The sequence below is a fragment of the Sulfurovum sp. TSL6 genome, assembly GCF_019972115.1.
Classification (GTDB): Bacteria; Campylobacterota; Campylobacteria; order Campylobacterales; family Sulfurovaceae; genus Sulfurovum.
Genome location: NZ_BPFJ01000001.1, coordinates 147,106 through 172,614 on the forward strand (window position 1 = coordinate 147,106; position 25,509 = coordinate 172,614).

Genomic DNA, 25,509 nt, shown 5'->3' on the forward strand with positions numbered 1-25,509 from the left:
TATAAAATATGTTAGATTATAAGGTTTTGGTTTTATTCAGTATTTGATATTCTATAAAACTATTCTGATAAGACAAAATGATTTACTATTGGTGTAGTATGTTCCCAATGTAAAAGTTTTATTTTATACTTGCTAAACAAGTCCTTAGCACTAATTACTTCATAAATAACCCTACTATCTTCTTGAGTGAGAATACCTGCATCTGGAAACATATGATTGTATGTTTCTTGAGAGTAGAGATCTCCCATATAATATCGAGCATAGCCAGGTGAATAATAAATTTCCAATGAGTCGTTGATTTTCAAAAGAGTTATTCTGTCATTCTTGCTTGCTAGATGACTTTTCCATTTTCTGTGTTTACCAACTGCTTCATTTATACCTATTCCATCATATTCACAAATTAAAGTATCACTTACTGTAAACTTCTTTCCATCTATTGAATATTCTAATTTGAAAGGAAATTCACCATAAGTTACTTTCGGTAGAGGAGGATCTGGGCTTAATTGATAGGAAATATATATAGCGAGTAAAGGTAATATAAATATCAAAAAGAAAACTGTAATGACTGACAATAACAAACTTTTTATCATAGCAGGAAAATTTTCTACTATCATATTTTTAATATTCATCGTGATTGTTTTCCTCTTCCTTTGATTGTGCAATTTCAGTATTAAGAGTATATCAGAAATGTCTTCTTTTCAAAACCTTATAAAATATATAACTTTATGAGGTTTTCACTTTCAGAGAATTAAGATAGCATATAGTTAATAGTATTGAAAACAAAGGCTATATATGAAAAAATTTGGATTTACTCTATTGTTACTCTTAACTTCAAACATTTATTCCGAAACCATAAATGGACACACTCTACCACCTGAACCAGATCCTAAAATAAACAACTCGACACTTCTTGGAATAGACTCAAACAATAATGGTGTAAGGGATGATGTGGAACGGTGGATATACAAGACGTATAAAGATAAACATCCTATACATATAGATATTGCGATGCAGGCGGGAAGAGCTTATAAGAAAGTATTGGAGACTCCTAAGAGGGCTAAAGAGATTCATAATATAGTCAGTGCTCCAGTTTATTGTGAAGGATATTTTCGTGTATTTGCTGACATGTTTGGAGACACTAAATATATTCAGCAAAAAATTTTAGGTACATCGTTTGATAATATTTATTTTAATATTTCTGAACGAAATAATGCTTACTTGCAATATCAACAACATTTATCAGGAGATATTTATCTTGTGCCTAGACCAAGCAAGGGTAAAAACTTTTGTGACTTTAACACAAGTAAATATGAGTAGTAAAAAACCTTATAAAATATATAAATTTATTAGGTTTTATTAGCTGCTAATTGTTAAAGATAAGTATGAAGTTGAGTATGAATGTTTTCTAAGAGAAAAGAAAAAAGGCGTACCCTAGCTTTAGGATACGCCTTGCTTTTTTTATTCACAATATATTAAAATGAACCACCAAGATATGCATCCCAGTGTCCAGAATTATCTGGTATTCCTGAGCCAGCTTGATCTACTGGTGCAGGATGATGTGCCATAGCGCTTGAAGCTAAACCGATTGTTAGAAGTAAGATTGCTGTAAATTTTTTCATATTAAATCCTTTTTATTTAAATATCCATCTGATACTCAAGATCAGAACCGTGTTATTGAATTACAGAATGAAGTATAAACAAGAAGTGTGAAACTAGTGTGAAGAGAAAACCTTATAAAATATATAACTTTATAAGGTTTCCATCTTGTTTTCCCTTTTAAATTAGTATACGTATTTGACAGACTTTGCTATAAATCTTCTATCAGTATTCCTGTATTGGATATTATGAGATTATTTTTATATGACATAAATATTACATTTAATAAGTAGAATATAATCTATAATTAATATAAAAGGGAAACAATGAAAAAATTAACCATATTAGCGAGTGCTCTATTGCTTACAACTATCTTTAGTGGATGTGCAAGTTCATCATCACCAACTACTCCTCAAGAGGTTCGTGAATCAGTTGGTAGTGGTATGTTTAGCACTAAAAAAGACAGCTTTGTTGTAAATCGTCCATACTACAAGGTAGCGAGTTTACTTCAGAGGAATTCGAAGAAATGCCTAAATAAATCATTTAAACATACAAGTACAACACATAACGGATACTACATGCAAACAAGTACGGATCAAATGTACTATAAGACAAAGTTTAAAAGAGGCCGCACATTATCAACTTTAGAGGTAAAAGGCGATTCAGATAGTCTACAATCAGGCATGACCTCTGCTATTTACGGTGAGGCTTTCAAAGATGGTTATTTTATTGCAATTGTAGATTTACATAAAAAAGGTAATAAAACACAAGTTGATATTTATCGTGGTTCAATGTTAATGGGTGTTCAAGAGGATATTGTTAACGCTATAAAGAATTGGGCAAAAACTGGATCTAGATCATGCCCAAATATTGCACCATAAATATGATACGTAAATTATTATTTTATACCCTCACTGGTATATTGCTCCTGTTGAATGGTTGTTCTTCTTCACCAGGAGCTTATCAGCAGCAGGGTACAAAAAATCTTGTAGTAAATGTCAAGGCTGATAGCAGTACATATTTAGAAGTGTATGAACTCGATGATAGAAGATGCGCTCCGAAGATGAAAGGAGAAGTGAAACTCCATAATGGAATAAACAAGTTTGCACTTACGAATAATAAACACTATTATCTTCGTATTAATTTCAAGACATTGTCATTACTTTCTGGATCACAAAATATAACATTAGGCGGGTATATTACACCAAAGAGTAACTACATGTATTTAATGAATGCTAGTTATGAAAATGATATGTATGATGTTGAGATTAGTAAAAAAAATTTACGGGATCATAAAGTCACAAATATGACTTTAAAACCTTTAGAAACATGTAAAGAAAACGATTCTCCACCTTTTATTGAAGTAAATTGGTTTCCTGCATTAAATAAAAGTGTTGAAGTTCTATAAATCGTTTTACTTTTCATGTAAAAATGCTATTAAAAGATAATTAATATTGTCTTTTCCAAAACCTTATAAAATATATAAATTTATAAGGTTTTCTATCTTGTTTTTTTAGCCCTTAAAATTTGTAGCGTATTTCAATGAATTTTAGTATTTTTTATTGGAACTGACAATTCTCTTCTCCATACTTTTCAAGTCTCTCATCTATGAGTTTAGTGAGCATTTGACAAGGCCCGCAGGTAGGTGAGTAAAAGTCTATAAAGACCGGTTCATCATTGTTTTTTAGTATGTTTTCATAATTTTTATCTGTGAGTTTCATATGGTATTGTACCTATGCTTTCTTTGTTTAGAAACAAATAACTTATCCTAACCTTGGTTCCCAACGGTTAGGTAACAGTTCATTTAAAGTCATATATTTCTCTTCAGACAGATAGACTTTGGTACTGATGTTCTTCGTATCGACTTGAAATAACAATTCTCTGCATCGTCCACATGGCGGTCTGATGGAGTCTGAACTTACAGCAACAATCATTTCGATCTCTGTCTCTCTGTGCTTTAGCATTTCTGCAATGGCCGAGTGTTCTGCACAAAACCCAATACCACAGGCTATATCAATGTTAATACCTGTGTAGATATTGCCCTGGCTTGTCAAAAGTGCAGCAGCAACGGATCCTGCAGAATAATGATCGCTACTTAGCGTATATTCTCCGAGTATTCTGTGTGCTTCTTCAATCAATTTTCTTGCGTTCACACCATCCCTTTGTATTTGTAGTTCTACTCTTGGCAGTATATCAAAATATTCGTATACTTTGAAAAAAGAAGAAAACAGACTTGTTACAGTAAAATATCAGTATGGAACAACATATAAAATTAGAACTTAAAGAAACGACGGTAGAAAATCTTAAAAGTTTTTCAGAGATTCTCAACAAAGACATCAACACCATGCTTGAAGAAGCATTGGAAGAGTACTTCGAGTCTCAGCAGCAGAAGCTTATGGAGAAAAATCTCTTCGACGAGAATGCTATGACGAACCTGGACTTCGATGAATTTTGGGATGATCTGGACATTTAAGTGCAAGAGGAACTCAGTGAAGCTTTAGGCCAGCATGTAAAGCGTTTAGAGTTGCTACAGCAAGGTCAGATAGGCGATATCTACCTAGCCAGTGTAGAAGATCAAAGGTATGTAGTAAAGACTTCTGAACAGACAGAAAAATTGGCCATAGAAGCTCATATGTTGGAGGATCTGTATGAGGCTAAGATACGTGTGCCTCATGTGATTCTGTCAAAAGGGTCTTTTTTAGTACTTGAATATATTGAAACTATGAGTCAAGCTAAAACCACACAAGAGATAGAAGCTGCAAAGCTTTTATGCAGATTGCACTCTGTAACCAATGAGAGTCGTATGTATGGCTATTATTACGACACGACCATCGGTCCGTTCCCCCAAAAAAATGAGCAAACTCAATACAATTGGACACTTTTCCTGGGTCAGATGCGTATCATGCCCATGGCAAGACACTGCTATGATTCAGGAAAGATACCAAAACAGATGGTAGAACGCTTAGAAGGATTATGCAGAGACTTGTATAAACGGATAGATATGCGTACCATTTATCCTTCCTTGCTTCATGGTGATGTGTGGAGCGGGAATGTGCTTTTTGAGAGAGAGGGGGCTTGTCTCATAGATCCTGCCATCTACTATGGGGACAAAGAGATGGAATTGGCTTTCATACTGCTCTTTGGCACTTTTGGAGAGACGTTTTTTAATGTTTATCAGGAAAACCATCCTCTAAGTGATGATTTTTATGAAAACAAAGTACCGCTCTATCAGATATACCCACTTTTGGTGCATGTTGCGCTTTATGGCGGTAGTTATGTAGGCGACCTTGAACGTATACTTAAAAGGTTAAAAGTATGAAACAATGGAAGATAAAATCTATCATCAAAGAGATCACTATTATTTTGGTACTTCTGTTTATAGTGAGCAATATCATCAGTTATATTCGTGCACCTGATCTTGGATCAAGCCAGCTGCCTCAGATAGAAGCAAGGCTTGTAGATGGAAGTACCTTTAGTATTGAGAAGGGAAAACCATTAGTTATCCACTTTTGGGCTATTTCCTGTCCGGCATGCAAACTTGAAGCACCCAATATAGAAACAGTGTCAAAAGCGTATGATGTGTTAACTGTTGCAGTTAATTCGGGAAGTGATGAAGAAGTAAAAACCTATATACAAGAGAATGGACTGAGTTTTAAAGTCTTAAATGATGTCAATGGAGCCTGGACAACAGAATTTAACATAAAGGTTTATCCTACTACATTCATTTATGATGCCAAAGGCAAGTTGAGGTTTACTGAAGTAGGTTATACGACAACTGCAGGATTGCTAGCAAGATTGGAATGGATAGACTAACAGATGTCATTGCATAAAGAAATATATCTCCACTCATTCTCAAAGTACCAAAAATAAATTCCTCATTTATAGGTAGTTGCTACTCTTTATATATTTAAGTATATAACGATATAATTTTCGTTATATAGTTTGGTATATAAGGAAAGAGATGGAACTTTCATCAAAGCTTACTTTGGAAATGTTAGGTAAACCTTTTTTGCTTGAAAAGCGTATAGAACTGCTTCATGCCATTGAAGCACATGGATCCATCTCTAAAGCAGCAAAAGCGGTACCTATGAGTTACAAAAGTGCCTGGGAAGCGGTAGATACTATGAATGCACTTTCTCCTGAACCGATCGTATGTAGAGAGACAGGGGGTAAAGACGGTGGCGGTACGACGATTACAGCGTATGGTCAAAAACTCTTAAAAAACTATGCAGTGCTCAAAGAGGAGCATAACCGTTTTTTGGAAAAGTTGTCAGAGCTGACCGATATCGAGAGTGGTGCATTTAAGACCATTGGAAGATTGGCCATGCAAATTTCTGCAAGAAATCAGATACAAGCAGAAGTCGTTTCCGTAGACTCTCAAAATGTCAATGCAAACATACTTTTAAGGCTGAAAAGTGGGAAAGAACTTCTTTCTACGATCACCAAAGAGGCGGTAGAAAATTTGCATATTGAGGAAGATCAAACTGTGATTGCGATATTTAAATCCAGTACAGTACTGTTGTCTATGAAAGTAGACGAAAAAAATCAGGATAATAGACTCGAAGGCATTGTGAGCAAGGTAGACAAAGATGTGGAGAATACTAAAGTAGTGGTGGATATAGGAGAGCATGACACCATTGTATCTGTCATGCCTACAGCTGTTTTAGAGAAGATGGAACTTAGTGAAGGAAGTTCTGTGACCGCTATGATCAAAGCCAATGACATTATGATAGGGAAGTAAAGAGTGAGACAGGTAAATATGAAGAAGATCGTATTAGGTTTGGTACTAAGCTTCGCTCTATTAAGTGCAGGCGAGATAAAGATCGCTGTCGCGGCAAATGTAAGTTACGCCATAGAACCACTCAAAACAGCGTTTTATACATTGTCCCCGAAGACAAACATAGAAGTGATCCTGGGGAGTTCTGGAAAACTTACAGCACAGATAAAGAACGGCGCACCGTATGACCTCTTTATGTCAGCAAACATGAAATACCCGGAAGTACTTTATAAAGAGGGGATAGCTGTAACAAAACCTATCGTATATGCACAGGGTGCATTGGCTTATTTGTCTGTAAAGCCACAGGATTTTAGGCAAGGGTTGAGGCTTTTAACAGAGGATAAGATTCAAAAAATAGCCTTAGCAAACCCTAAAACGGCACCTTATGGTGTAGCAGCGGTAGAGGCTTTGAAAAATGCTAAGGTGTATGATGCCGTCAAAGAGAAGTTTGTCTATGGAGAATCAATTTCACAGACCGTTACCTATGCAATGACGGCAGCAGATATAGGATTTATAGCGAAATCTTCACTTTTTAGTCCACAAATGGCATATCTTAAAGAAGGGATACACTGGAGTGATGTAGATGAAACCTTTTATACCCCTATAGAACAGGGAATGGTGATTCTGAAAAAAGCAGAAGGTAACCCTGCAGTGAAAGATTTTTATGACTTTATGTTAAGTGAAAAAGCCCAGGAGATATTGAAAAATTTCGGATATAAGGTAGAGTAAATGCAGGAAATTTTTAATGTAACATCCTTAGATCTAGCACCTTTTATCCTTTCATTTAAACTCGCTAGTGTGACAACAGTGATATTGTTTTTGTTTTCTCTTCCTTTAGCGTGGTATCTCTCTCAAAGCAGATCAAAGACAAAACCTTTTTTAGAAGCCGTTACGGCATTACCGATCGTACTTCCCCCTTCTGTGTTAGGGTTTTATATTTTAGTCGTACTCTCCCCGAACTCTGCAGTGGGAGCTTTTTTTGAAGATCTTTTGGGTGTGAAGTTGGTCTTCTCTTTTAGCGGTTTGGTCGTGGCAAGTTGTTTTTACTCACTTCCTTTTATGGTACAGCCTTTACAAAGTGGATTTGAGTCTTTGAACAAACATATGTTGGAGGCATCCTACCTTGCAGGGAAGAGTAAGTTACAGACTGTGTTTAAGGTTGCATTGCCAAATATCAAACCTTCACTTATCACGGCACTGATCATTACTTTTGCACATACTATCGGTGAGTTTGGTGTAGTGCTCATGGTAGGGGGGAGTATCCCAGGTGAAACGAAAGTAGCTTCGGTGGCTATTTATGAGATGGTTGAGGTGATGGAGTATGGTACAGCACATATCTACAGTGCGTTCATGGTTTTGATGAGTTTTATAGTGCTTTTATCCGTGTATATCTTTAACCACAGTCAGCGTAAAATAGGTGTCGTTTAATGATAGAGATAGACATACATAAAAGACTGCATGGTGCGCATGGTGATATGGATCTTGATGTCAGTTTAGAGATACAAAAGGGTGAGTTTATTGCACTGATGGGTGAAAGCGGTTCTGGTAAAACAACGCTGCTTAGAGTCTTAGCAGGCTTAGAAAATGCAGAAGGTAATATTAATGTGGAAGATGTACTTTGGTTAGCTGATCAAAAAATGCTTCCACCGCAACAAAGAGAGATAGGGTTTATCTTTCAGGATTATGCACTGTTTGAAAATATGAACGTAGAAGAGAATTTACTCTTTGTCAATAATGACAAGGTTCTGGCGCAAAGACTTCTTGAGATGACAGAACTTAGCAGATTGTCACACCGTAATGTAAAAGGCCTCAGCGGTGGCCAAAAACAAAGAGTGAGTCTTTGTCGTGCCATGATGAAAGAGCCAAAGCTTTTACTGATGGATGAACCTCTATCGGCTCTTGATCCTGCAATGCGCACAAAATTACAAGATGAGATACTCAAATTGCACGAAACTTTTGGTACCACAACCATTATGGTAAGTCATGATGCCGATGCTTCTTATCATCTCGCTGATCGTATATGGGTTCTTGATCAAGGAAAGATCATAGCAGATGGGCATCCTGAAGAGATACTTCTCAAAACTTCTACCGTGACTTATACACTTTCAGTATAAGTTGTTCATCGGGGATGAACAACTATACTCTATGTGGTTTCATGGATGATCCTATCTTCAAAATAGGTTTCAAAGAGATGATTCAATGCCTCTAAATCTATAGGTTTTGAAAGGTAGCTATCCATACCTGCACTCATATATTTTTCTCTATCTCCTGCAAGTGCATTTGCAGTGAGTGCGACGATCGGTATATGTGGTTTATGGTTTTTCCTTTCATAACTTATAATCTGTCCCGTCGCTTCCATACCACCCATCACAGGCATTTCAATATCCATGAATATCATGTCATACTCATTTCTCATACGGTGTTCAAGCGCTTCTTGTCCATTATTTGCGATAGTGACACTGATCCCGAGTCGATTGAGTACATTGAGGATCAACTTTTGGTTAATTTTATTATCCTCTGCGACCAGCACATGTACATTTGTAAAGGTAAGATTCTCTTTCGTCTCTAAAGTATCCTCTTTGTCATTCATCATTCTAAGTGTTTTAGAAAAATTCACAGGCTTATAGAGTACCTTATCTATCTGTGATTTGTATCGCTTTAGATTTTTTTTCTGGTCTCCTGTTGAGATTACAACGATCTTGGTATCAAGGTCTAGGAACGGTTTTAGTTCATCATCTCTCTGACGGAATTTATGGTCAATAAAAAGAATATCAGGGAGCTGTGAAGTGCCTTTTAACGCTAAGAGTGATTCATCTGTATAACGCTTGATATTTGCGCCTGTGTAAGCGATATAGGTTTCAAGATTTTTGTTAATGTAATAGTCTGTATCTATATGTGAATTAAGAATACCGACAGTGTAAGAACTCATATCATTGACTTCTCTTTGTGTAGCGCTCTTAGGTTTCTTAAGTGCCAAGGTAAAATAGAAGGTCGAACCTTCATCTTTGACACTTCTAATGCTCAGTTTCCCTCCCATATGGTCTATGAACTTACCTGATATGGATAGTCCCAGACCGGTACCACCATACTTTCTACTTGTACTGACATCTGCTTGAGAAAAAGCTTCAAATATTTTTCCTTGTTGCTCCTTGGTGAGGCCGATACCTGTATCTGAAACTTCAAAGTTGACGTTTACTTTATCCTCATTCTCAAAGAGTTTCTTGATCGATACACTCACTTCACCGTTGGTGGAAGTAAATTTAATGGCATTACTCACAAGGTTCACGATTACTTGAGAGATCTTCGTCGGGTCACCTATCAGTAAGGTAGGCAGCGTTGGGTCCAAAAAGATGTTAAAGTCAATATGGTTTTCTGCCGCTTTAGCTGCATAAGATTCAACAGCGGATTCAAAGACATCTACAGGATCAAACTCTATAGCTTCAAGTTCTATCTTCTGTGCTTTGATCTTAGAGAGGTCAAGAATATCATTGACGATGGTCAAAAGATTTTCTCCACTCTTCTCTATGACTGCAATAAATTCAGCCCGTTCCTCTGGATCATCAGTCTCTTTGAGTAATTGTGTAAATCCAAGAATACCATTCAGAGGTGTACGTATTTCATGGGACATACTGGCAAGAAAGAGGTCTTTGGTCTGATTGCCGTCTTGAATGGTTTTGAGCAAAAATTTATAGATATAGTCAAATTTACCATTGCGGATCAACTTTTGAAGCTCTCTTTGTTGGTTTTCATTCAATACCAGTTTTATATCCTTTAATGTCTCTTCGGAAATTTCTGTATTATTTTGTATCTTGGATTGTATTTTGGAATATAAGCTAAAAAGTTTAAGCAATACAAGTAATAGTATGAATGTTGATCCTCCATACCATGCAAGGATCTTTTCATGTTGTGTGACCGTTTCCTTGTTTATTTTTTGGATCTGGGTACGTAGTAGTGATTGTACTTTGTTAAAGTAGTCCATTTTTATATCTATCTGGTTTGACCACCCAAGGTGAGAAACAGAGTATTTTCCTGATCTTGCTTCATAGGAGATCATGTCGCGTTCTTCAGCAATGATAGTGTTGAACTTCTCTACTGAAAGTAGTTCACCCAGTTTTAACGCTATGGTACTGTCTGCTACTGTATGAAACTGGGGTAAGGTATCTTTGCTTATAAACCGATCCCAAAGTTCTCTCTCTACATAACTCATTTTTCTTGATTCCAGTAAGATGGAAGAGATCAGTAGATTCTCCTGTACGGTGTTCTCTTTCAGGGCAGTATACTTTTGATACATCATCAGATAACTTTGCTTCACCTCAGACTTTTCATCAGCAGCAACCTTTTGTAGTACCTCTGACAATGGGCCAAAAATTTGCTCATGATAGGCATGCAAAAAAATGTCATTATAATTATCATTTAAACTATCCACATCTCTTCTAACAAGTTCCAGTGCTTTAGTAGCGTGTCGAATAAATTTACTATAGTGTGTAAAATGATCGTTCTGTTTGATAAATGTATCTAATTTCAATAGATTTTGATCTGTGTTATTCCTTAGTTCTTTCAGTTTCCTAAAATCATTTTTTTTATGTGTGACGAAGTACGTAGCGCTCTGTATTCTTTCATTGATGATATTGTCTAAAACAGATTCGAAATACTCTACAAAAAAAGAAACCTTCGTATTGTTTTGTGCACTCATATATTTTTGATAAGAGAGATAGGTATGATAAGAGGTCATACCTGTGATACCTATAATCATAATTATGAGTAGGCTAAGTATAAATTTATTTTTCAATATCTTCACGTCGATCCTTTTAATAGCTTTTACTAGTGTAAAGTGTTAGGAGTATATCTCTATCAATAAAGAGAATTTAAGTATATGCTTGATTGTGTTTTTTATAATTTCAACCATATTGAATTCCTTTATTTTTAAAATAATTGAAGCCATGTAAATGAAGATAGAATATGTAGGACAGTCCAAGGGTGTATTCCATTGTGCAGTCTGGCGATCTTTTTTTGGAAAGACCCATGACTTTCTGTCCTTGTTTCACAACAAGTTTAGCTTTTCAACATTTTTACCTTCAAAAATTATACTAAGATAAGATTTAAAAAGCGTTATATAGAAGTATTTAAGTTTATAATTTAAGTCATGATAATACAAATGGTGGCAAGTAAGCTTTTATAACTGATATGAAGATATCCAATATTCGTGATGAAAATGTTTTAGATGTTACAATATATATCATCCGTCGAGCCTTTTTGGGCTATATTAAAACTAATAGAGTAAAATATCGATCATTATAGAGAGCAAAGGAAAAAAATGAGTATAGATAAAGCATTAATGGATAGAAGCGGTGGGAAATGTGAGTTGTGCAGTTCTGAAGAGGGACTGAGTGCTTACACGGTTGCACCCAAAGATGAGGCTATTGTGATTTGTAGTACTTGTGCAGACTCTATAGATGATCCGACAAAGAATGAAAAACATTGGAACTGTCTTCATGACAGTATGTGGAGTACGGAGCCTGCAGTACAAGTCATGGCTTTTAGACTTCTTACGCAACTTGGTGCACAAGACCAACTAGACATGATGTATCTTGAAGATGAAGTAAAAACATGGGCAGAGGAAGGGTTGATCACTGAAGAACAAGAGCCTACACGTGATGCGAATGGTACTATCTTGCAAGAGGGTGATTCTGTGAGCATCATCAAAGACTTACCGGTAAAGGGTGCAGGTTTTACAGCCAAGCAGGGAACTACCGTGAAAAATATCCGTATGGTGCCAGGTGACCCTACCCATATACAAGGCCGTGTAAACGGGACAATGATTTTTATTATTTCGGCATTTTTAAAGAAGCTGTAGTATTTAGATAACAGGGGTTATGATTTAAATCATACGTAGATAATTCAAAAATTTTTAACAAGGATACATCATGATGAGGATCATTAACTATTTTATAGAGAATAGAAGTCTTAATTATGTGCTCCTTGTCTTTATCCTATTTCTAGGTATCAACTCCTATTATAATATTCCCAAAGAACTTTTCCCCGAAATCGCTTTAGACAAGATTTCTATCAGGGGTAGTTATGCAGGTGCCAGTGCGGACAATCTTGATAAAATGGCAGTGCGTGACATCGAAGATGAACTGGGCAATATACAAGGTATAGATAAGATTGAAACAGTGATCAAGTCAGGCACTTTTTCTATCGTTCTCGATCTTAACGACGGCGCAGACAAAATAGATGCTCTCAATAAAGCCAAAGATGCTATCGCACGCAGTAGACAATATCTTCCTGCAGATATGATAGAACCTACTGCAGAGCTACTGTTGCACAATCGACCGCTTATCAGACTTTCGCTCTCTTCTGAACATCTGAGCAAAGGCCAGTTGATAGAAACGGCCAAAGAAGTGAAGTCTAAAATTGCCAGAAACCCTTATGTCAGTGAAGTAAAGATCTATGGTGATGCAGATCAGGAAGTATCTGTGCAGATCAATGAAGAGGCTGTAAGAGCGTATGGATTGGATCCTTTTACGCTTATCGATGCCATCTCAAAAACCTCTTATATCTATCCCATAGGGGATATCAAGCAAAGTGGAAATTATATTTTTCTCTCTACCGTCAATGGTAAAGAAAATAAAGAAGAATGGGAATCAGCACTCATAAAAATAGGAGATCAGCAAGTGAGGCTTGGTGATGTTGCGAAAGTCGATATCACTTACCCTCAAGATACAACACTTTCGACTTTTAATGGACGGAATAATATTACATTGGTGATCTCAAAAGGACCTGAGGGAAATTCTATGCATATTTCCAGAGATCTGCAAACATATGCAAAAGAAAAACTCTCTAAAGAGTTTCCTGAAGTTTATTTTGATTTTTACCAGGACAGTTCCAAACCGGTTAAGGACAGGCTCAATACCGTCATTTCAAACCTGATGTTTGGACTGCTGCTGGTATTCCTCTCTATGACGTTACTGATAAATATACGTATCGCATCTATTGTAGCGATGGGTATCCCTATCTCTTTTGCCATAGGGATCATGTTCCTTTACTTTACGGGGTATTCTATCAATATCGTCTCATTACTGGGAGGACTGATCGTCATAGGTATCGTTGTGGATGATGCGATTGTTGTTTCTGAGAATATCCAGCGACATATTAATGAAGGTTTAGCGAAAAATGAGGCAGTGTATCAAGGGTTAAAAGAGATGGTTTTACCTGTCACTTTGGCAACACTTACAACCATTGCGGCATTTCTTCCTCTGTTCATGCTCACCGGAGAGATCAAAAACTTTATTATCCTTATTCCTATTACTGTGATCATGATCCTTTTGGGATCTCTTCTTGAAAGTTTTTTCTTTCTACCCTTGCATGCGGATGAGGTGCTCAAAAAGCAGAAGAATTTTATCAATTGGGAACCACTGCAGAACAAATATGAAGCGTTGCTGCATCTTGTGATCCGGTTTAAATATATCTTTTTATTCACGTTTGTCATAGTGATACCACTTTTAACCATCCTCACGATCAAAATGCTCAATTTTCAGTTTTTCCCTGGTTTTGATGGCAACTATCTGTATATTACAGGGAAAAGTAATATGGATACGACCATTGAAGAGACAGACAAAATAGCCAAAGAGTTGGAAAAGTATGTGCTTTCAAAAAAAGAGACCTATGCACTTAAATCCACATCTACCGTTGTAGGGTACCGAAGATCACTCGCCGGCGCAGATGAAAATGGGGACAATATGCTCTACATTACCATGGAATTGTATGATATGGAACCCCAGAGTTTTATCGATGCCTATATCAATCCTATATTGAATTTTTCTTTTATGTTCAATGATCCTGAAAAGATCAGAAAGAAACATACCTATGACCTTGCACAAGATCTGAGAAAAGAGATCGCACCCATGAAGAAGAAGTATCAGCTTGAAGAGCTTGGTGTGCGTGAAGACAAGCCCGGTTTGATCAAAAATGATATACAGATCAATCTTTCGGGAAAAGATGGTCAAAAGATAGCAGATGCAATGAACAGAATTGAAGAAAATCTGTCTGTCATTCCGTATGTGAAAGATGTAGGTAACAATGCACAGCTTGGAAAGATGGAGTACAAGATACGTATCAATGCGTATGGTGAACAACTCGGGTTGAGTGAAGTAGGCATAGCACAGACCCTTTCGGGTTATTTCCTTGACAGTCGTAAAGCAATGACCTTTAGTCCAAACGGTGTGATGGAGATCAGAACAAAATCCATAGGTAAAGACTCTGAAACGACTTTAATGAATTTTATGATCCCTACGCCTTCGGGAAGCGTGGTGAAATTGACCGATGTTGTGGATATAGAAAAACTAAGAGCATATGAAAAGATTGAAAAAAGAGATGGCAATACAGTCAAATCGGTCTTTGCAAATATAGATAAGAAAAAAACGACTGCTGTGGCTGTGCTGAAGAAGATCAAGCCTTTGCTGGATGCGATCGAGGATGAGGGCATCGACGTCAGTCTTTTAGGAGAACAGGAAAAAAACCAGCAATTTAAAAATGACATGATACGTTCTTTGATCATCGCAGTCTTTTTAATTTTGATCACACTCCTTTTTATCTTCCCGAAAATCCGTTATGCATTGATGGTCATGTCTGTCATTCCTTTTAGTTTATTAGGTGCATTGCTGGGGCACATGCTGATAGGGATCAACCTCTCCATGCCTTCGGTTATAGGTATGTTGGGGCTCGCGGGGGTTGTGATCAATGATGGTATCATCATGCTGGATTTTCTTCATGGTACGCATAACGCAGAAACATTCTATGAAAGGGCGAAGTTAAGACTCCGTCCTATTTTAATCACTTCGATCACTACATTCCTCGGACTTTTTACCCTGATCTTTTATGCCACAGGACAGGCAGTGATCCTTCAGCCTATTGCTATCTCGATAGGATTTGGCCTTATTTGGGGTACGGTACTGAACCTTGTTTACCTACCGTCATTGTATGCGGTGGTAAATAAGATACAACCGGGTAGAGAGACTTAGTCTGTTCCTGGCTCCGTCTCTTCTTTTTTGGATTCGTTTTGTTTGACATGCAGATCCAATTGAGGGAAAGGTATCTCAATATGGTGTTTGTAGAGCGTAGCATAAATGAATTTTAAAAAATCTGATTTGGTCCCCGAAGGTCTCAGGGTTGATAGTCCTCTAATCCAGACAACGAGTTCATAATCTACCGAACTTGATCCCATAGCAGTCATCCAGATTACCGTAGGATATTTGGCATTTTTTTTCACATAATTGATATCACTGTTTCTCAGCTCTTCCAGGATCACTTTTTCCACTTTATCATTGCTTGTTCCATACGCAACAGAGAAAGGGATATGTATGCGTCTGATATCATTCTCCAATGTCCAGTTGATGACATTGTTTTGGATAAAAGAAGAGTTTGGAATAACTACATCAATGTTGTCATTGGTTGTAACGGTGGTTGAACGCATTCTCATATCACTGACCGTACCTCGGATGGTATCTGATATCTCTATATAATCTCCCAAACGGATAGTGCGTTCAAACATTAAGATGATACCTGCTGCAAAATTGGAAACAAGTGTTTGGAGACCAAAACCGATACCTATAGAAAGTGCACCTGCAACGAGTCCCAGATTGGAAAGATCCAATCCGATACTTTTAAGTGCAAAAAGCAAAGTGATAAATACAAGAATATAGTAGCCGGCATTGGAGATAGCCTTGGCTGCAGAGAGTGAAATTTTTTCCCGTTGAGTAGCGAGATTAATGATCTTTCGTTTGTAAAATGCAGCAATGATAAATCCAAGAATAATGATCAAAATGACTTTGAGGATATCAAGGGTTGAAATACCCCTTTCATTAAAGACAAAAAGGGCTTCTGTGAGCTTGCCATAGGTGAAATCATAAATACTTTCAGCACTCTCTTCTACATTTGAGAGTGCCAGTGCCACATTACCTGCCACCTCTTTGAACACAGTCTTGAGAATAGTCCGCTTGTAGGTATAGTGATCAATGAGATCTGGGATGAGCCTCTGCAAGGCTTCTGAATCGGCATTAAAAAGATCAAGGGCTTTCTGGGTCTCATTTTTTTGTAGATAAGCCAGAGAAAGCATAAGGGTTAGATCGATCTTTGTGGTGAGGAGACTCATCATATTCATATCGTTGGAAAGAAATTTTTTACTTAAAGTATCTGAAATAGTTTCATGCACTATCAGTTCACGTTCTTTAGCTAGCTTGAGGGCAACGGCTTCTTGTTCTATAGGAGAAAATTTTGTATTTATCTCAGCAAGTTTTTTTTCGAGAGCCGGAATATTAAAGGTGACTTGTTTCAGTTTTTGTTTGAAGCGCTCTTCTCCTTTGTTTAGTAAAGTCTCATAGGCTTTGATAGTTTGTGCTTGATTGTCTCCTTTGAGTTTATAAAATGCGTATTGCAATTGGTAGAGCAGCAGGTTTTTTTTATCTTCAACGGTAATGTCATTGATACTTTGTTTCAAATAATGCCGTTTAGATTGCATAGCAGATTGTTCTTTTTTTAAGGTATCGATCTTTGCGTAAGTATCTGTAAGTGCATTGAGATACGAAAAATAGTTTTCAGTGCTTATATTTTTGTCATCAGGCAAGAGTGAATCAGGCATAGGATCCACCTGCAATGTAAAGGAGAGCATCTTTTCAAGTTTTCCTAAGATCATACGCTCTGTTGCGATACGTTCTGTATCTTCTTGTGTTTGGTTCTGATCTGATTTTTGTTCGGTCTTAATACGCTTTGCGATTTCTTCATGATAGCTTATGGTATTGTTGCCATCATAGAGTTTTGTATCTATTTCAGCAGACCACAAAGAGAGTGATAGAAACAATAGGAGTAAAAATGCTTTCATGAAGGTATACCCTTTTTGTAAATTATAGCATAGATGTTAACTCCAAAAGGCAGAGACGTCTATAATAACTTTGAGAGTATAATCATAAAAGAATATCATTTTTGAGGAGTTTGAATGTACGACATCATCTATATCGGAGGTGGTCTTAATTATGCCGGTGCGGTCGTTGCTGCAAAATATGGCCTTAAGGTAGCACTGATTGAAACATCACTGGATCAATTAGGAGGTGTGTGTCTCCATAAAGGTTGTATCCCTTCTAAAATGTTTTTATATTATGCCGACACCCTACGTCAAAGTAAAGCGGATGTCTTTGATGGAAATATCATGCTGGATATGCAGGTACTCTCGGAAAAGAAATCAAAACTTATCGAAAATGCAGGTAGAAGTATAAGGGCACAATGTAAAGATGTTGAGCTGATCGAAGGCAAGGGACGGATCATTGCACCGCATGAAGTTGAGGTAGAGGGAAAGATATATAAGGCTGAGCATATCGTCATAGGAACAGGTTCTTCTGCTTTTATCCCCGATGGTATAGTGTATGACGCAAAGGCGATCATCACAAGCAGCGAGGTACTTGAACTTAAAAAACTGCCTAAAGAGATAGCCATTTATGGTAATGGTGCCATAGCTTTAGAAATGGCAAGTTTTTTTGCTTCTTCTGGTGTAAAGGTCACACTTATTTCCCGTGGTGAAACACTTTTAAACAAGTCACATCCTTTTATCCAAAGTGCAATGCTGAAAGAGATGGAGAAACTAGGTGTCATATATCTTAAAAAACACGTTATTGTCTCTGCTAAAAATACGAAAAAAGGGGTCTATATCACTTTTGAAGATGGTACTTCTGCTTATTACGAACAGATGCTTGTAGCGACGGGACGGAAGCCCACTACCGATGTGATCGCTATAGATGAGATTGTTGTAAACAGGGGCATAGAGACGGATGCATTTTTTGAAACGACACTAGCCAAACATTATGCCATAGGTGATTGTAACGGTAAGGTGCAATTGGCACATGCAGCAAGAGCTCAGGTACTGAATGTCACGATGCAGATAGTGGGCAAAGATCCTAAAAAACTTGATCTTGATCATGTGGTAAAGTTTATCCATACTTTGCCGATGAGTTATGCTACAGTAGGACAAAGCAAAGATATGCTTGAAAAAAACTCGACTGTTTTCAAAGAGAGTGTTGTTACGCTTGATAACTTTGCCAGCTATGGCTTCCGTCACTCTATAAATGGTGCAATGATGGTTTATGCAGATGAAGAAGGGTTGATCTTGGGTGCTGAGATATTGGCATCTGATGCAGAAGAACACATTGCACCTATCGCAATGGCTCTTGCAGGTGAAATGAACGCTCTTTCAGCCAGTCAGACCATTATGGCACATCCTACTTTTTCTGAAGCATTGGAAAGGGCTTATTCCCGATTGGGATGAAAAGGGTAAGACATTACAAGCCTTTCATTACAATTTCAAAGAGATAATCCACTTCATGGTCTTCTAAAAATACCGTCTTTTTAGTTTGAAAAAAGTCTAGTACTTTTTTGGTAGGGAGAGCAGAAGTGTAGAGGCATGCCGGGTGTGCCGGAATGAACGATTGCATGAGGGCGATCTCTTCTTCTATACGATTTTCACAGATATAGCAGTGTTCATCATGATGCAGTCTGCCTTCATATTCGAGTAGAGTGATGTAAGACTCACAGACAATGCGCTTAGGGTTTTGTTTATCCCATTTTTTGGCTGCAGAGAGAAGCAGATCGAAGTAAAAAGAGTCTATCTCTTCTGCATCTTTGAGATGAGGTTCAAAGCGTTTGATGAAATTGTGCCATAGCAGGAGTTTATTTTTGTCAAAGAGCCATGGAAAACCCATGTGAGAGAGTGAACGCAGCCTGGGAAGAAAGCTGCTCCCTTCACCTTCTACTTCAAAATCTATAAGATTTCCGAGCTGTAAAATGGAGTGTCTTGCACCAAAAAAACGGTAATAAGTTCTGACTTCTGTTGGACTGAGTACCAGTGCGATAGAGTCTTCATTTTTGGCTTTTCTGACAGAAAGTATAAAACCTTTGATAATACACCCCAATTATTTTTTTTAATTATAGTCAAAATGATGTTAAAAATAGAGCAGACTACATGTACGAGAATATGGGCTTAACGGAGCCTTAAAGAGCTTTTAACGTACATTTAAGTATAATCCACACCATTCTAGGGACACTATATGATGTTCTGGTTATATTATTTTTAAGGTTGGGATATGAGAGATTTATTTACTTCGTTTAAGGATAACTGTGGATTTGGGCTTTTAGCGTCTATCGACAATACTCCGTCACACAAAAACTTGGAAGATGCGATTACTTCATTGTCACGTATGATGCATAGAGGGGCTATCGCAGCAGATGGTAAGACAGGAGACGGTTCAGGTCTTTTGCTCTCTCTTCCTAAATCATTTTTCAACAAAGAAGCAGCAGCTGATGGTGTAGTATTACCTGAGACGTATGCAGTAGCGATGGTTTTTTCAAACAATAAGACAGATTTTGATGTGATAAACAGAGTATGTGAGAACAATGACCTTAAAGTGCTTTACACACGTACAGTACCTGTCGACACCAATGCTCTGGGTGAACAGGCATTGGCATCACTGCCTATGATGAAACAAGTATTTGTAGCACCTGAATCTGCCGTGGCTGCAAACAGATTTGAAGCATTGGTCTACCTTTCTCGTAAAGAGATAGAGGCTGAGCTCATGGAAGACCCAACCTTCTACATTCCCTCATTTTCAACATCGGTGATCTCTTACAAGGGATTGGTGATGCCTACGCACATTAAAGAGTTTTATAAAGATCTTGACAATAAAGATTTTGAAATTTCATTTTGTCTTTTCCACCAACGTTTCTCGACCAATACACTTCCTGAGTGGAAGCTCGCACAGCCTTTCAGAATGATAGCCCACAACGGTGAGATCAACTCTGTCACTGCAAACAGATTTAACGTGGCAGCAAAAATGGCTGCAGTCAAATCAGAAGTATTTACAGATGAAGAGATGACAAGACTTACCAATGTCATACAAAATGATATGTCTGACTCGGCAAGTTTAGATAACTTTATGGAGTTTTTACGTGTCAATGGTGTAGACTTCTTTAAAGCAGCACGTTCTTTGATCCCTGCACCTTGGCATAATGCACCACATATGGATTCTGATCTTAGAGCATTTTATGAGTATGCAAGTACCTGTTTTGAACCGTGGGACGGACCTGCGGCTGTCAGTATGACAGATGGCCGTTATATTGGTTGTGTGTTAGACAGAAACGGATTGAGACCTTCAAAATATATCAGAACCAAAGACAACAGACTGCTTATCTCTTCTGAGTATGGAGTACTGCAGATCCCTGAAGAGGATATTGTCGAAAGAGGAAGACTGCAGTCAGGTGAAATGATGGGGATCGATCTTAAGCACGGGAAAGTCCTTAAAACCGGTGACATAGATGACTATATCAAAGCGACTTATCCGTATGACAAATGGCTGAATCAAAATATGAGTTATCTTCAGGAGCATGTACCCAATACTGAAGTACCGAAATCTTCGATCGAGTATGGAAACATGGAAGAGAGACAGCGTTACTTCAATTATACGCTTGAAGTACTCAGAGAAGTGATCAAACCTATGATCGCTGAAGGTAAAGAGACAACAGGTGCTATGGGTGATGACACTCCTATCGCAGCCTTCTCAACAGAACAGAGAAACTTTACGGATTTTTTCAAACAAAAATTTGCACAGGTTACCAATCCTCCTATTGACCCGATTCGTGAAAAAACGGTCATGAGCCTCAATACAGGTTTTGGTGAAGTCAGAAACGTGCTTGCAGATGATGCAGAACATGCAAAGAGATTGAAAACAGTACTTCCAATGATGTCTGCGGAAAAATTTCATATTCTTCAGGAGTTTGGAGATGAGGACAATGAGAAGTACGATCCTGCTTACAAAGTAGGTAAATATGATACAACCTATACGACAGACCTTAAAGCAAGTCTGGATGCTCTTGTTCAAAAGGTGATCACAGATGTAAGAGACAATGGTGTAAGAACGGTTATCCTGGATGACAGAAATCTGAATGAAAACACCAAAGTCATTCCTATGCTTATGGTGATAGGACGTTTGAGTCAAGCACTGTTAAATGCAAAACTCAGACACTTGACCAGTATGGTGGCTGCCACAGGTGAAGTATTTGACCCACACTCTGCAGCAACCATGATCGCCTATGGTGCAGCGGCTATCTTCCCTTATCTGCTTTACTATACAGTTGCGGAGCTTCATGAAGGTGATGAAGATCTTCAAGTCGTACTTAAAAGATTCAGAAGAGCGATGGGTGCAGGACTGATGAAGATCATGTCAAAGATGGGGATATCAACACTCTCTTCTTACCGAAACTCAAGACTCTTTGATGTGATCGGGTTGAGTCAAGAAATTGTACAAGATTGTTTTAGCGGTACAAGAGGACTACTGCCTGGTCTTGGCTATGAAGATATCGATGCACGTCTTACGGCTAATCATCAACGTGCTTTTACTTCTGATTTTGAGGGTCAGAAAAATGTACTCTACAAAGGTGGATATTATAAATATAAAAAAGGTGAAGAGTTCCATGATTTCTCTCGTCCTACGATTTCAGCTATTCAAAAATGTGCAGAGAGTGGGAGTAAAGAGGATTATGCCGAAGTACAAAGACTTGTAAACCATAGAGATAAAAAATTTATTCGTGACTTCTATACGCTTAAAAGTGATAGAGACTCTATCAGTATTGATGAAGTAGAACCACTCAGTGAGATCTTCAAGCGTTTCTCAACCGCGGCAATGTCTATGGGGTCTATTTCCCAAGAGGCACATGAGACACTTGCCGTTGCTATGAATACGATCGGTGGTAAATCCAACTCAGGTGAGGGAGGAGAGTCTCCTTCCCGTTATGGTACAGAGAAGAACTCGGCCATTAAACAGGTAGCATCAGGACGTTTTGGTGTAACACCAGAGTATCTACGTTCAGCAACAGAGTTACAGATCAAAGTGGCTCAAGGGGCAAAACCAGGTGAAGGCGGACAGCTTCCGGGTAGCAAAGTATCTCCACTTATCGCGGAGCTTAGATTTACAAAACCGGGTGTGACACTTATTTCACCTCCGCCACACCATGATATCTATTCTATTGAAGATCTGGCACAGCTTATTTTTGACTTGAAACAGGTCAATCCTCATGCTAAAGTGGCAGTAAAACTTGTTTCTACTGCTGGTGTAGGGACTATTGCAGCAGGTGTTGCAAAAGCATATGCTGATAAGATTATTATTTCTGGTAGTGATGGCGGTACGGGTGCTGCACCTATTGGGTCTATCAGGTTTGCAGGTAACCCTTGGGAGCTTGGACTGATAGAAGCGCATAATGCACTCAAAGCTAACAACCTGAGAGGTCAGGTCACTGTTGAGACAGACGGTGGGCTCAAAACCGGACTGGATGTTGTAAAGGCAGCGATACTCGGTGCAGAGCAGTATGCATTTGGTACAGGCGCCCTGGTTCTTGTCGGGTGTATTATGCTAAGAGTATGTCACCTCAATACCTGTGGTGTAGGGGTAGCGACGCAGGATGAACACTTACGTAAACGATTTACCGGTAATGTGCAAAAGGTGATTAATTACTTTACGCTTATGGCAGAAGAAGTGAGAGAGATCCTTGCAGAACTTGGATATCGTTCTCTTGAAGAGATTATTGGACAAAATCACTTACTTGATGTGATAGACGATGCGTTTGCCAAGAAGTTTAACTTTGAAGAGTTACTTTATAAACTTGATGGGGTCAATACATGTCAAGTACCGTTTAACGAACCATATGATCAAAATGAATTTGAAAAAGAGATCATTGAAGAACTTAGAGCGACGATTGAAGATCCATCTACGCCTATCGTGATCAATAGAAAGATAACAAACCTGAACAGAAGTTTTGCTACAAGAATTTCTGGTGAGATCGCTGCAATTCATGGAAATGCAGGATTGCCTGATGGTACGATCACGCTGAATATGAAAGGAACAACAGGACAATCTCTTGGTGCATTCATGAGTAAGGGTATCAACATTAATGTTGAAGGTGCCGGTAACGATTATATTGGTAAAGGTATGAACGGCGGTCAAATTGTGATCACTTCTGATAACGCGGGTAGCGAATTTGCACTTGGTGGTAACACTTGTCTGTACGGTGCGACGGGTGGAACACTGTATGTGCATGGTAAAGTAGGTGAGCGTTTCGGTGTTCGTAACTCTGGAGCTACAACGGTGGTAGAAGGTACAGGAGATCATCCTTGTGAATATATGACAGGTGGTACAGCGGTCATCCTTGGAACAACAGGTGTGAACTTTGGTGCAGGTATGACAGGCGGTAAAGCATTTGTCTATGATACCGAAGGTGGATTTTATGAAAAAGTGAATCTGGAGCTTGTTGAACCACTTCGTATCGATACAGATGAATGGGATACTGAAATGTTTGAGCTTAAAGCGCTTCTTAAAGATTATGCAGAAAAAACAGGATCCAAAAGAGCAGCCTATATTTTAGAACATTTCAGAACTGAGATCAGAAAGTTCTGGATGGTTGCACCAAGAGGGGTAAAACCAACGATAGCAGCTGAAAAAAGAGGCGAGTAAACTAAAAGTATGACAGATTTCATCAAAGCCTGTATACAAGCCAATGAAGAAATAGCAGAGGCAATGAAAGACGGCTTTGATACTTCCTGGTTTGAAAAGACCGAAGTCGGTGCTGGTGGTGACGTCAGTTCCAAACTTGATCTTTTTGCCGAAAAGATATTTGTAAAATACTTAGGTGACTTTGGACAGATAGAGTCTGAAGAGAGCGGTATTATAGGTGAGGGTGAAGAAAAGATCATCATTGATCCCATAGACGGTTCAGCCAATGCCCTTTCACTTTTCCCTTTTTACGGTACATCTGTTGCAAAAGTGAATGCTGAAGGTATTTTAGATGCTGCAGTGGTATGTAATCTTGCCAATAGAGATATTTTTTTTAAATCTTCTACCAGTGAAGTACAACAGGGCAAACTTTTTTCAAAAACATTTCATGACCCACACAGCAGTGAAAAGGCTGAAATCGGACTTTTTGAAAAAGCCTATGCAAACCCTGAACTGGTTGCAGCATTGGACAAAGAAAAGCTGAAGTTTAGATCACCTGGTGCTATAGCACTTTCATTGGCTTATGCCCATACAGTAAATTATGTACTTTTTATGGGAGAGTTTCGCATTTACGACTTTGCTGCAGGTTTGGCACTTTGTGAGGGTTTAGAAGTAATTGTTGAGGCGGATTATGTTATAGTATCGAAAGAAAAAAGCATAGCAAAGAAAATAGAAATATTAATAGATAAATTATAGGTATGCAGGAGTAAGAATGTTTGGAAATATTTTTAAAAAAGCCACAACAGCATCAACAACACAAGAGACACCTAATCAGTGGATAAAATGTCCAAAATGTACCTCTTTGATGTATTATAAAGAAGTAGAGGCCAAGCAAAATGTATGTCCTAAATGTAACCATCATTTTAGAATTTCTGCTGAAAAGCGTATAGCATCTATTGTAGATGAAGGATCTTTTGTAGAATGTGACAGTACTTTGGCACCTGTAGATCCATTGAAGTTTTCAGATAAAAAGACGTATAAAAAGCGTATAGAAGAAGCCAAAGATAAAACAGGTAAAAGTTCTTCTGTTATGAGCGGTTCTTGCACTATCGGTGGTCAACCCGTTGAAATAGCAGTATTTGATTTCTCATTCATGGGTGGTAGTTTGGGTTCAGTTGAAGGTGAAAAAATCGTTCGTGGTATCAACAGGGCTATAGAAAATGAGTGTGGATTTATCATCGTTTCTGCTTCTGGTGGTGCACGTATGCAAGAGAGTACTTACTCATTGCTACAAATGAGTAAAACATCTGCTGCACTCAATAGACTGCACCAAAAAGGTTTACCTTTTATCTCTATTTTGACAGATCCTACTATGGGAGGTGTCTCTGCATCATTTGCTATGTTGGGTGATATCATCATGGCTGAACCGGGAGCACTGATTGGATTTGCAGGTCAAAGGGTTATCAAGCAGACCGTGGGTGTTGATCTTCCAGAAGGTTTCCAACGTTCAGAATTCTTACTGGAGCATGGACTTATAGACATGATCGTAGATCGTCCTGATATGCATCAAACACTTTCTGACTTGTTTAAACTTTTTAACAAGAAGGCAAGTTAAAA

General features: G+C 38.0%; 23 protein-coding genes and 1 riboswitch. Of the genes, 16 read left to right on the plus strand and 7 right to left on the minus strand.

Translation table 11 applies throughout. From position 1 onward, the window contains the following. Positions 1–59: 59 nt before the first annotated feature. The gene (locus LDM93_RS00675; RefSeq protein ID WP_223889960.1) at positions 60–629 is read right to left on the minus strand and encodes a hypothetical protein; all 570 of its coding nucleotides are present in this window, start codon (positions 627–629) and stop codon (positions 60–62) included. 163 nt (positions 630–792) lie between these two features. Here LDM93_RS00675 and LDM93_RS00680 point away from each other — a divergent pair, with 163 nt between their 5' ends. Beyond that, positions 793–1,317 (plus strand): hypothetical protein, encoded by a 525-nt coding sequence (locus LDM93_RS00680; RefSeq protein ID WP_223889962.1) that lies wholly within the window; start codon positions 793–795, stop codon positions 1,315–1,317. Between the two features lie 155 nt (positions 1,318–1,472). On the opposite strand, the gene LDM93_RS00685 is transcribed toward LDM93_RS00680, so the two are convergent. Then, complete coding sequence (locus LDM93_RS00685) at positions 1,473–1,619, minus strand: hypothetical protein (protein ID WP_223889964.1); 147 nt, start codon at positions 1,617–1,619, stop codon at positions 1,473–1,475. 303 nt (positions 1,620–1,922) lie between these two features. Between LDM93_RS00685 and LDM93_RS00690 the strand changes: the two genes are divergently transcribed. Next, complete coding sequence (locus tag LDM93_RS00690) at positions 1,923–2,477, plus strand: hypothetical protein (protein WP_223889966.1); 555 nt, start codon at positions 1,923–1,925, stop codon at positions 2,475–2,477. A 2-nt stretch (positions 2,478–2,479) separates the two neighbouring features. After that, positions 2,480–3,004, plus strand: a complete 525-nt coding sequence (locus tag LDM93_RS00695; protein WP_223889968.1) for a hypothetical protein — start codon at positions 2,480–2,482, stop codon at positions 3,002–3,004. 151 nt (positions 3,005–3,155) lie between these two features. Here the strand turns inward: LDM93_RS00695 and LDM93_RS00700 are convergent, their stop codons facing one another. Both LDM93_RS00700 and LDM93_RS00705 read right to left on the minus strand, forming a co-directional pair. Beyond that, a complete protein-coding gene (locus LDM93_RS00700; protein ID WP_223889970.1) occupies positions 3,156–3,317 on the minus strand; it encodes a co-chaperone YbbN in 162 nt (53 codons plus the stop codon). 42 nt (positions 3,318–3,359) lie between these two features. Further along, a complete protein-coding gene (locus tag LDM93_RS00705; RefSeq protein WP_223889971.1) occupies positions 3,360–3,749 on the minus strand; it encodes a cytidine deaminase in 390 nt (129 codons plus the stop codon). 101 nt (positions 3,750–3,850) lie between these two features. On the opposite strand from LDM93_RS00705, the gene LDM93_RS00710 reads away from it, so the two are divergent. From LDM93_RS00710 to LDM93_RS00740, 7 genes are all read left to right on the plus strand, one after another. Next, positions 3,851–4,069: a hypothetical protein gene (locus LDM93_RS00710; protein WP_223889972.1), complete on the plus strand. Its 219-nt coding sequence runs from the start codon at positions 3,851–3,853 to the stop codon at positions 4,067–4,069. After that, on the plus strand, positions 4,070–4,915 hold the full coding sequence (locus LDM93_RS00715; RefSeq protein ID WP_223889973.1) for a fructosamine kinase family protein: 846 nt from the start codon (positions 4,070–4,072) through the stop codon (positions 4,913–4,915). After that, positions 4,912–5,409 (plus strand): redoxin family protein, encoded by a 498-nt coding sequence (locus tag LDM93_RS00720; protein WP_223889974.1) that lies wholly within the window; start codon positions 4,912–4,914, stop codon positions 5,407–5,409. The genes LDM93_RS00715 and LDM93_RS00720 overlap by 4 nt, the downstream gene beginning before the upstream one ends. Positions 5,410–5,557: 148 nt before the next feature. Continuing rightward, positions 5,558–6,337 carry a TOBE domain-containing protein gene (locus tag LDM93_RS00725; protein ID WP_223889975.1) on the plus strand — a complete coding sequence of 260 codons (780 nt, stop codon included), beginning with the start codon at positions 5,558–5,560 and terminating at the stop codon, positions 6,335–6,337. Positions 6,338–6,355: 18 nt separating this feature from the next. Next, a complete protein-coding gene (gene modA / locus LDM93_RS00730) occupies positions 6,356–7,102 on the plus strand; it encodes a molybdate ABC transporter substrate-binding protein (protein ID WP_223891016.1) in 747 nt (248 codons plus the stop codon). After that, positions 7,103–7,801, plus strand: a complete 699-nt coding sequence (gene modB / locus LDM93_RS00735; protein ID WP_223889976.1) for a molybdate ABC transporter permease subunit — start codon at positions 7,103–7,105, stop codon at positions 7,799–7,801. Next, positions 7,801–8,487 carry an ABC transporter ATP-binding protein gene (locus tag LDM93_RS00740; protein WP_223889977.1) on the plus strand — a complete coding sequence of 229 codons (687 nt, stop codon included), beginning with the start codon at positions 7,801–7,803 and terminating at the stop codon, positions 8,485–8,487. Before modB ends, LDM93_RS00740 begins: the two co-directional genes overlap by 1 nt. A gap of 29 nt (positions 8,488–8,516) precedes the next feature. Here the strand turns inward: LDM93_RS00740 and LDM93_RS00745 are convergent, their stop codons facing one another. Beyond that, a complete protein-coding gene (locus LDM93_RS00745; RefSeq protein WP_223889979.1) occupies positions 8,517–11,171 on the minus strand; it encodes an ATP-binding protein in 2,655 nt (884 codons plus the stop codon). Between the two features lie 189 nt (positions 11,172–11,360). Next, a riboswitch (cyclic di-GMP riboswitch) is annotated at positions 11,361–11,440 on the minus strand. A gap of 247 nt (positions 11,441–11,687) precedes the next feature. Here LDM93_RS00745 and LDM93_RS00750 point away from each other — a divergent pair. Both LDM93_RS00750 and LDM93_RS00755 read left to right on the plus strand, forming a co-directional pair. Next, entirely contained in the window at positions 11,688–12,227 is a 540-nt protein-coding gene (locus LDM93_RS00750) for an alkylphosphonate utilization protein (protein WP_223889981.1), read from the plus strand. 70 nt (positions 12,228–12,297) lie between these two features. Beyond that, complete coding sequence (locus LDM93_RS00755) at positions 12,298–15,393, plus strand: efflux RND transporter permease subunit (protein WP_223889982.1); 3,096 nt, start codon at positions 12,298–12,300, stop codon at positions 15,391–15,393. Here the strand turns inward: LDM93_RS00755 and LDM93_RS00760 are convergent. Continuing rightward, positions 15,390–17,249, minus strand: coding sequence for a mechanosensitive ion channel family protein (locus LDM93_RS00760; protein WP_223889983.1), 1,860 nt, complete (start codon positions 17,247–17,249; stop codon positions 15,390–15,392). The genes LDM93_RS00755 and LDM93_RS00760 overlap by 4 nt on opposite strands. Before the next feature lie 114 nt (positions 17,250–17,363). Here LDM93_RS00760 and LDM93_RS00765 point away from each other — a divergent pair, with 114 nt between their 5' ends. After that, complete coding sequence (locus LDM93_RS00765; protein ID WP_223889984.1) at positions 17,364–18,683, plus strand: NAD(P)/FAD-dependent oxidoreductase; 1,320 nt, start codon at positions 17,364–17,366, stop codon at positions 18,681–18,683. Between the two features lie 13 nt (positions 18,684–18,696). Here the strand turns inward: LDM93_RS00765 and recO are convergent, their stop codons facing one another. Further along, complete coding sequence (gene recO, locus LDM93_RS00770; RefSeq protein WP_223889985.1) at positions 18,697–19,326, minus strand: recombination protein RecO; 630 nt, start codon at positions 19,324–19,326, stop codon at positions 18,697–18,699. A 171-nt stretch (positions 19,327–19,497) separates the two neighbouring features. Here recO and gltB point away from each other — a divergent pair, with 171 nt between their 5' ends. From gltB to accD, 3 genes are read left to right on the plus strand one after another with little or no spacing between them, the layout of a single operon-like run. Next, positions 19,498–23,913, plus strand: coding sequence for a glutamate synthase large subunit (gene gltB, locus LDM93_RS00775; protein WP_223889986.1), 4,416 nt, complete (start codon positions 19,498–19,500; stop codon positions 23,911–23,913). Between the two features lie 9 nt (positions 23,914–23,922). Next, positions 23,923–24,648: an inositol monophosphatase family protein gene (locus LDM93_RS00780; protein ID WP_223889987.1), complete on the plus strand. Its 726-nt coding sequence runs from the start codon at positions 23,923–23,925 to the stop codon at positions 24,646–24,648. A gap of 16 nt (positions 24,649–24,664) precedes the next feature. Then, complete coding sequence (gene accD, locus LDM93_RS00785) at positions 24,665–25,507, plus strand: acetyl-CoA carboxylase, carboxyltransferase subunit beta (protein ID WP_223889988.1); 843 nt, start codon at positions 24,665–24,667, stop codon at positions 25,505–25,507. Positions 25,508–25,509: the final 2 nt, after the last annotated feature.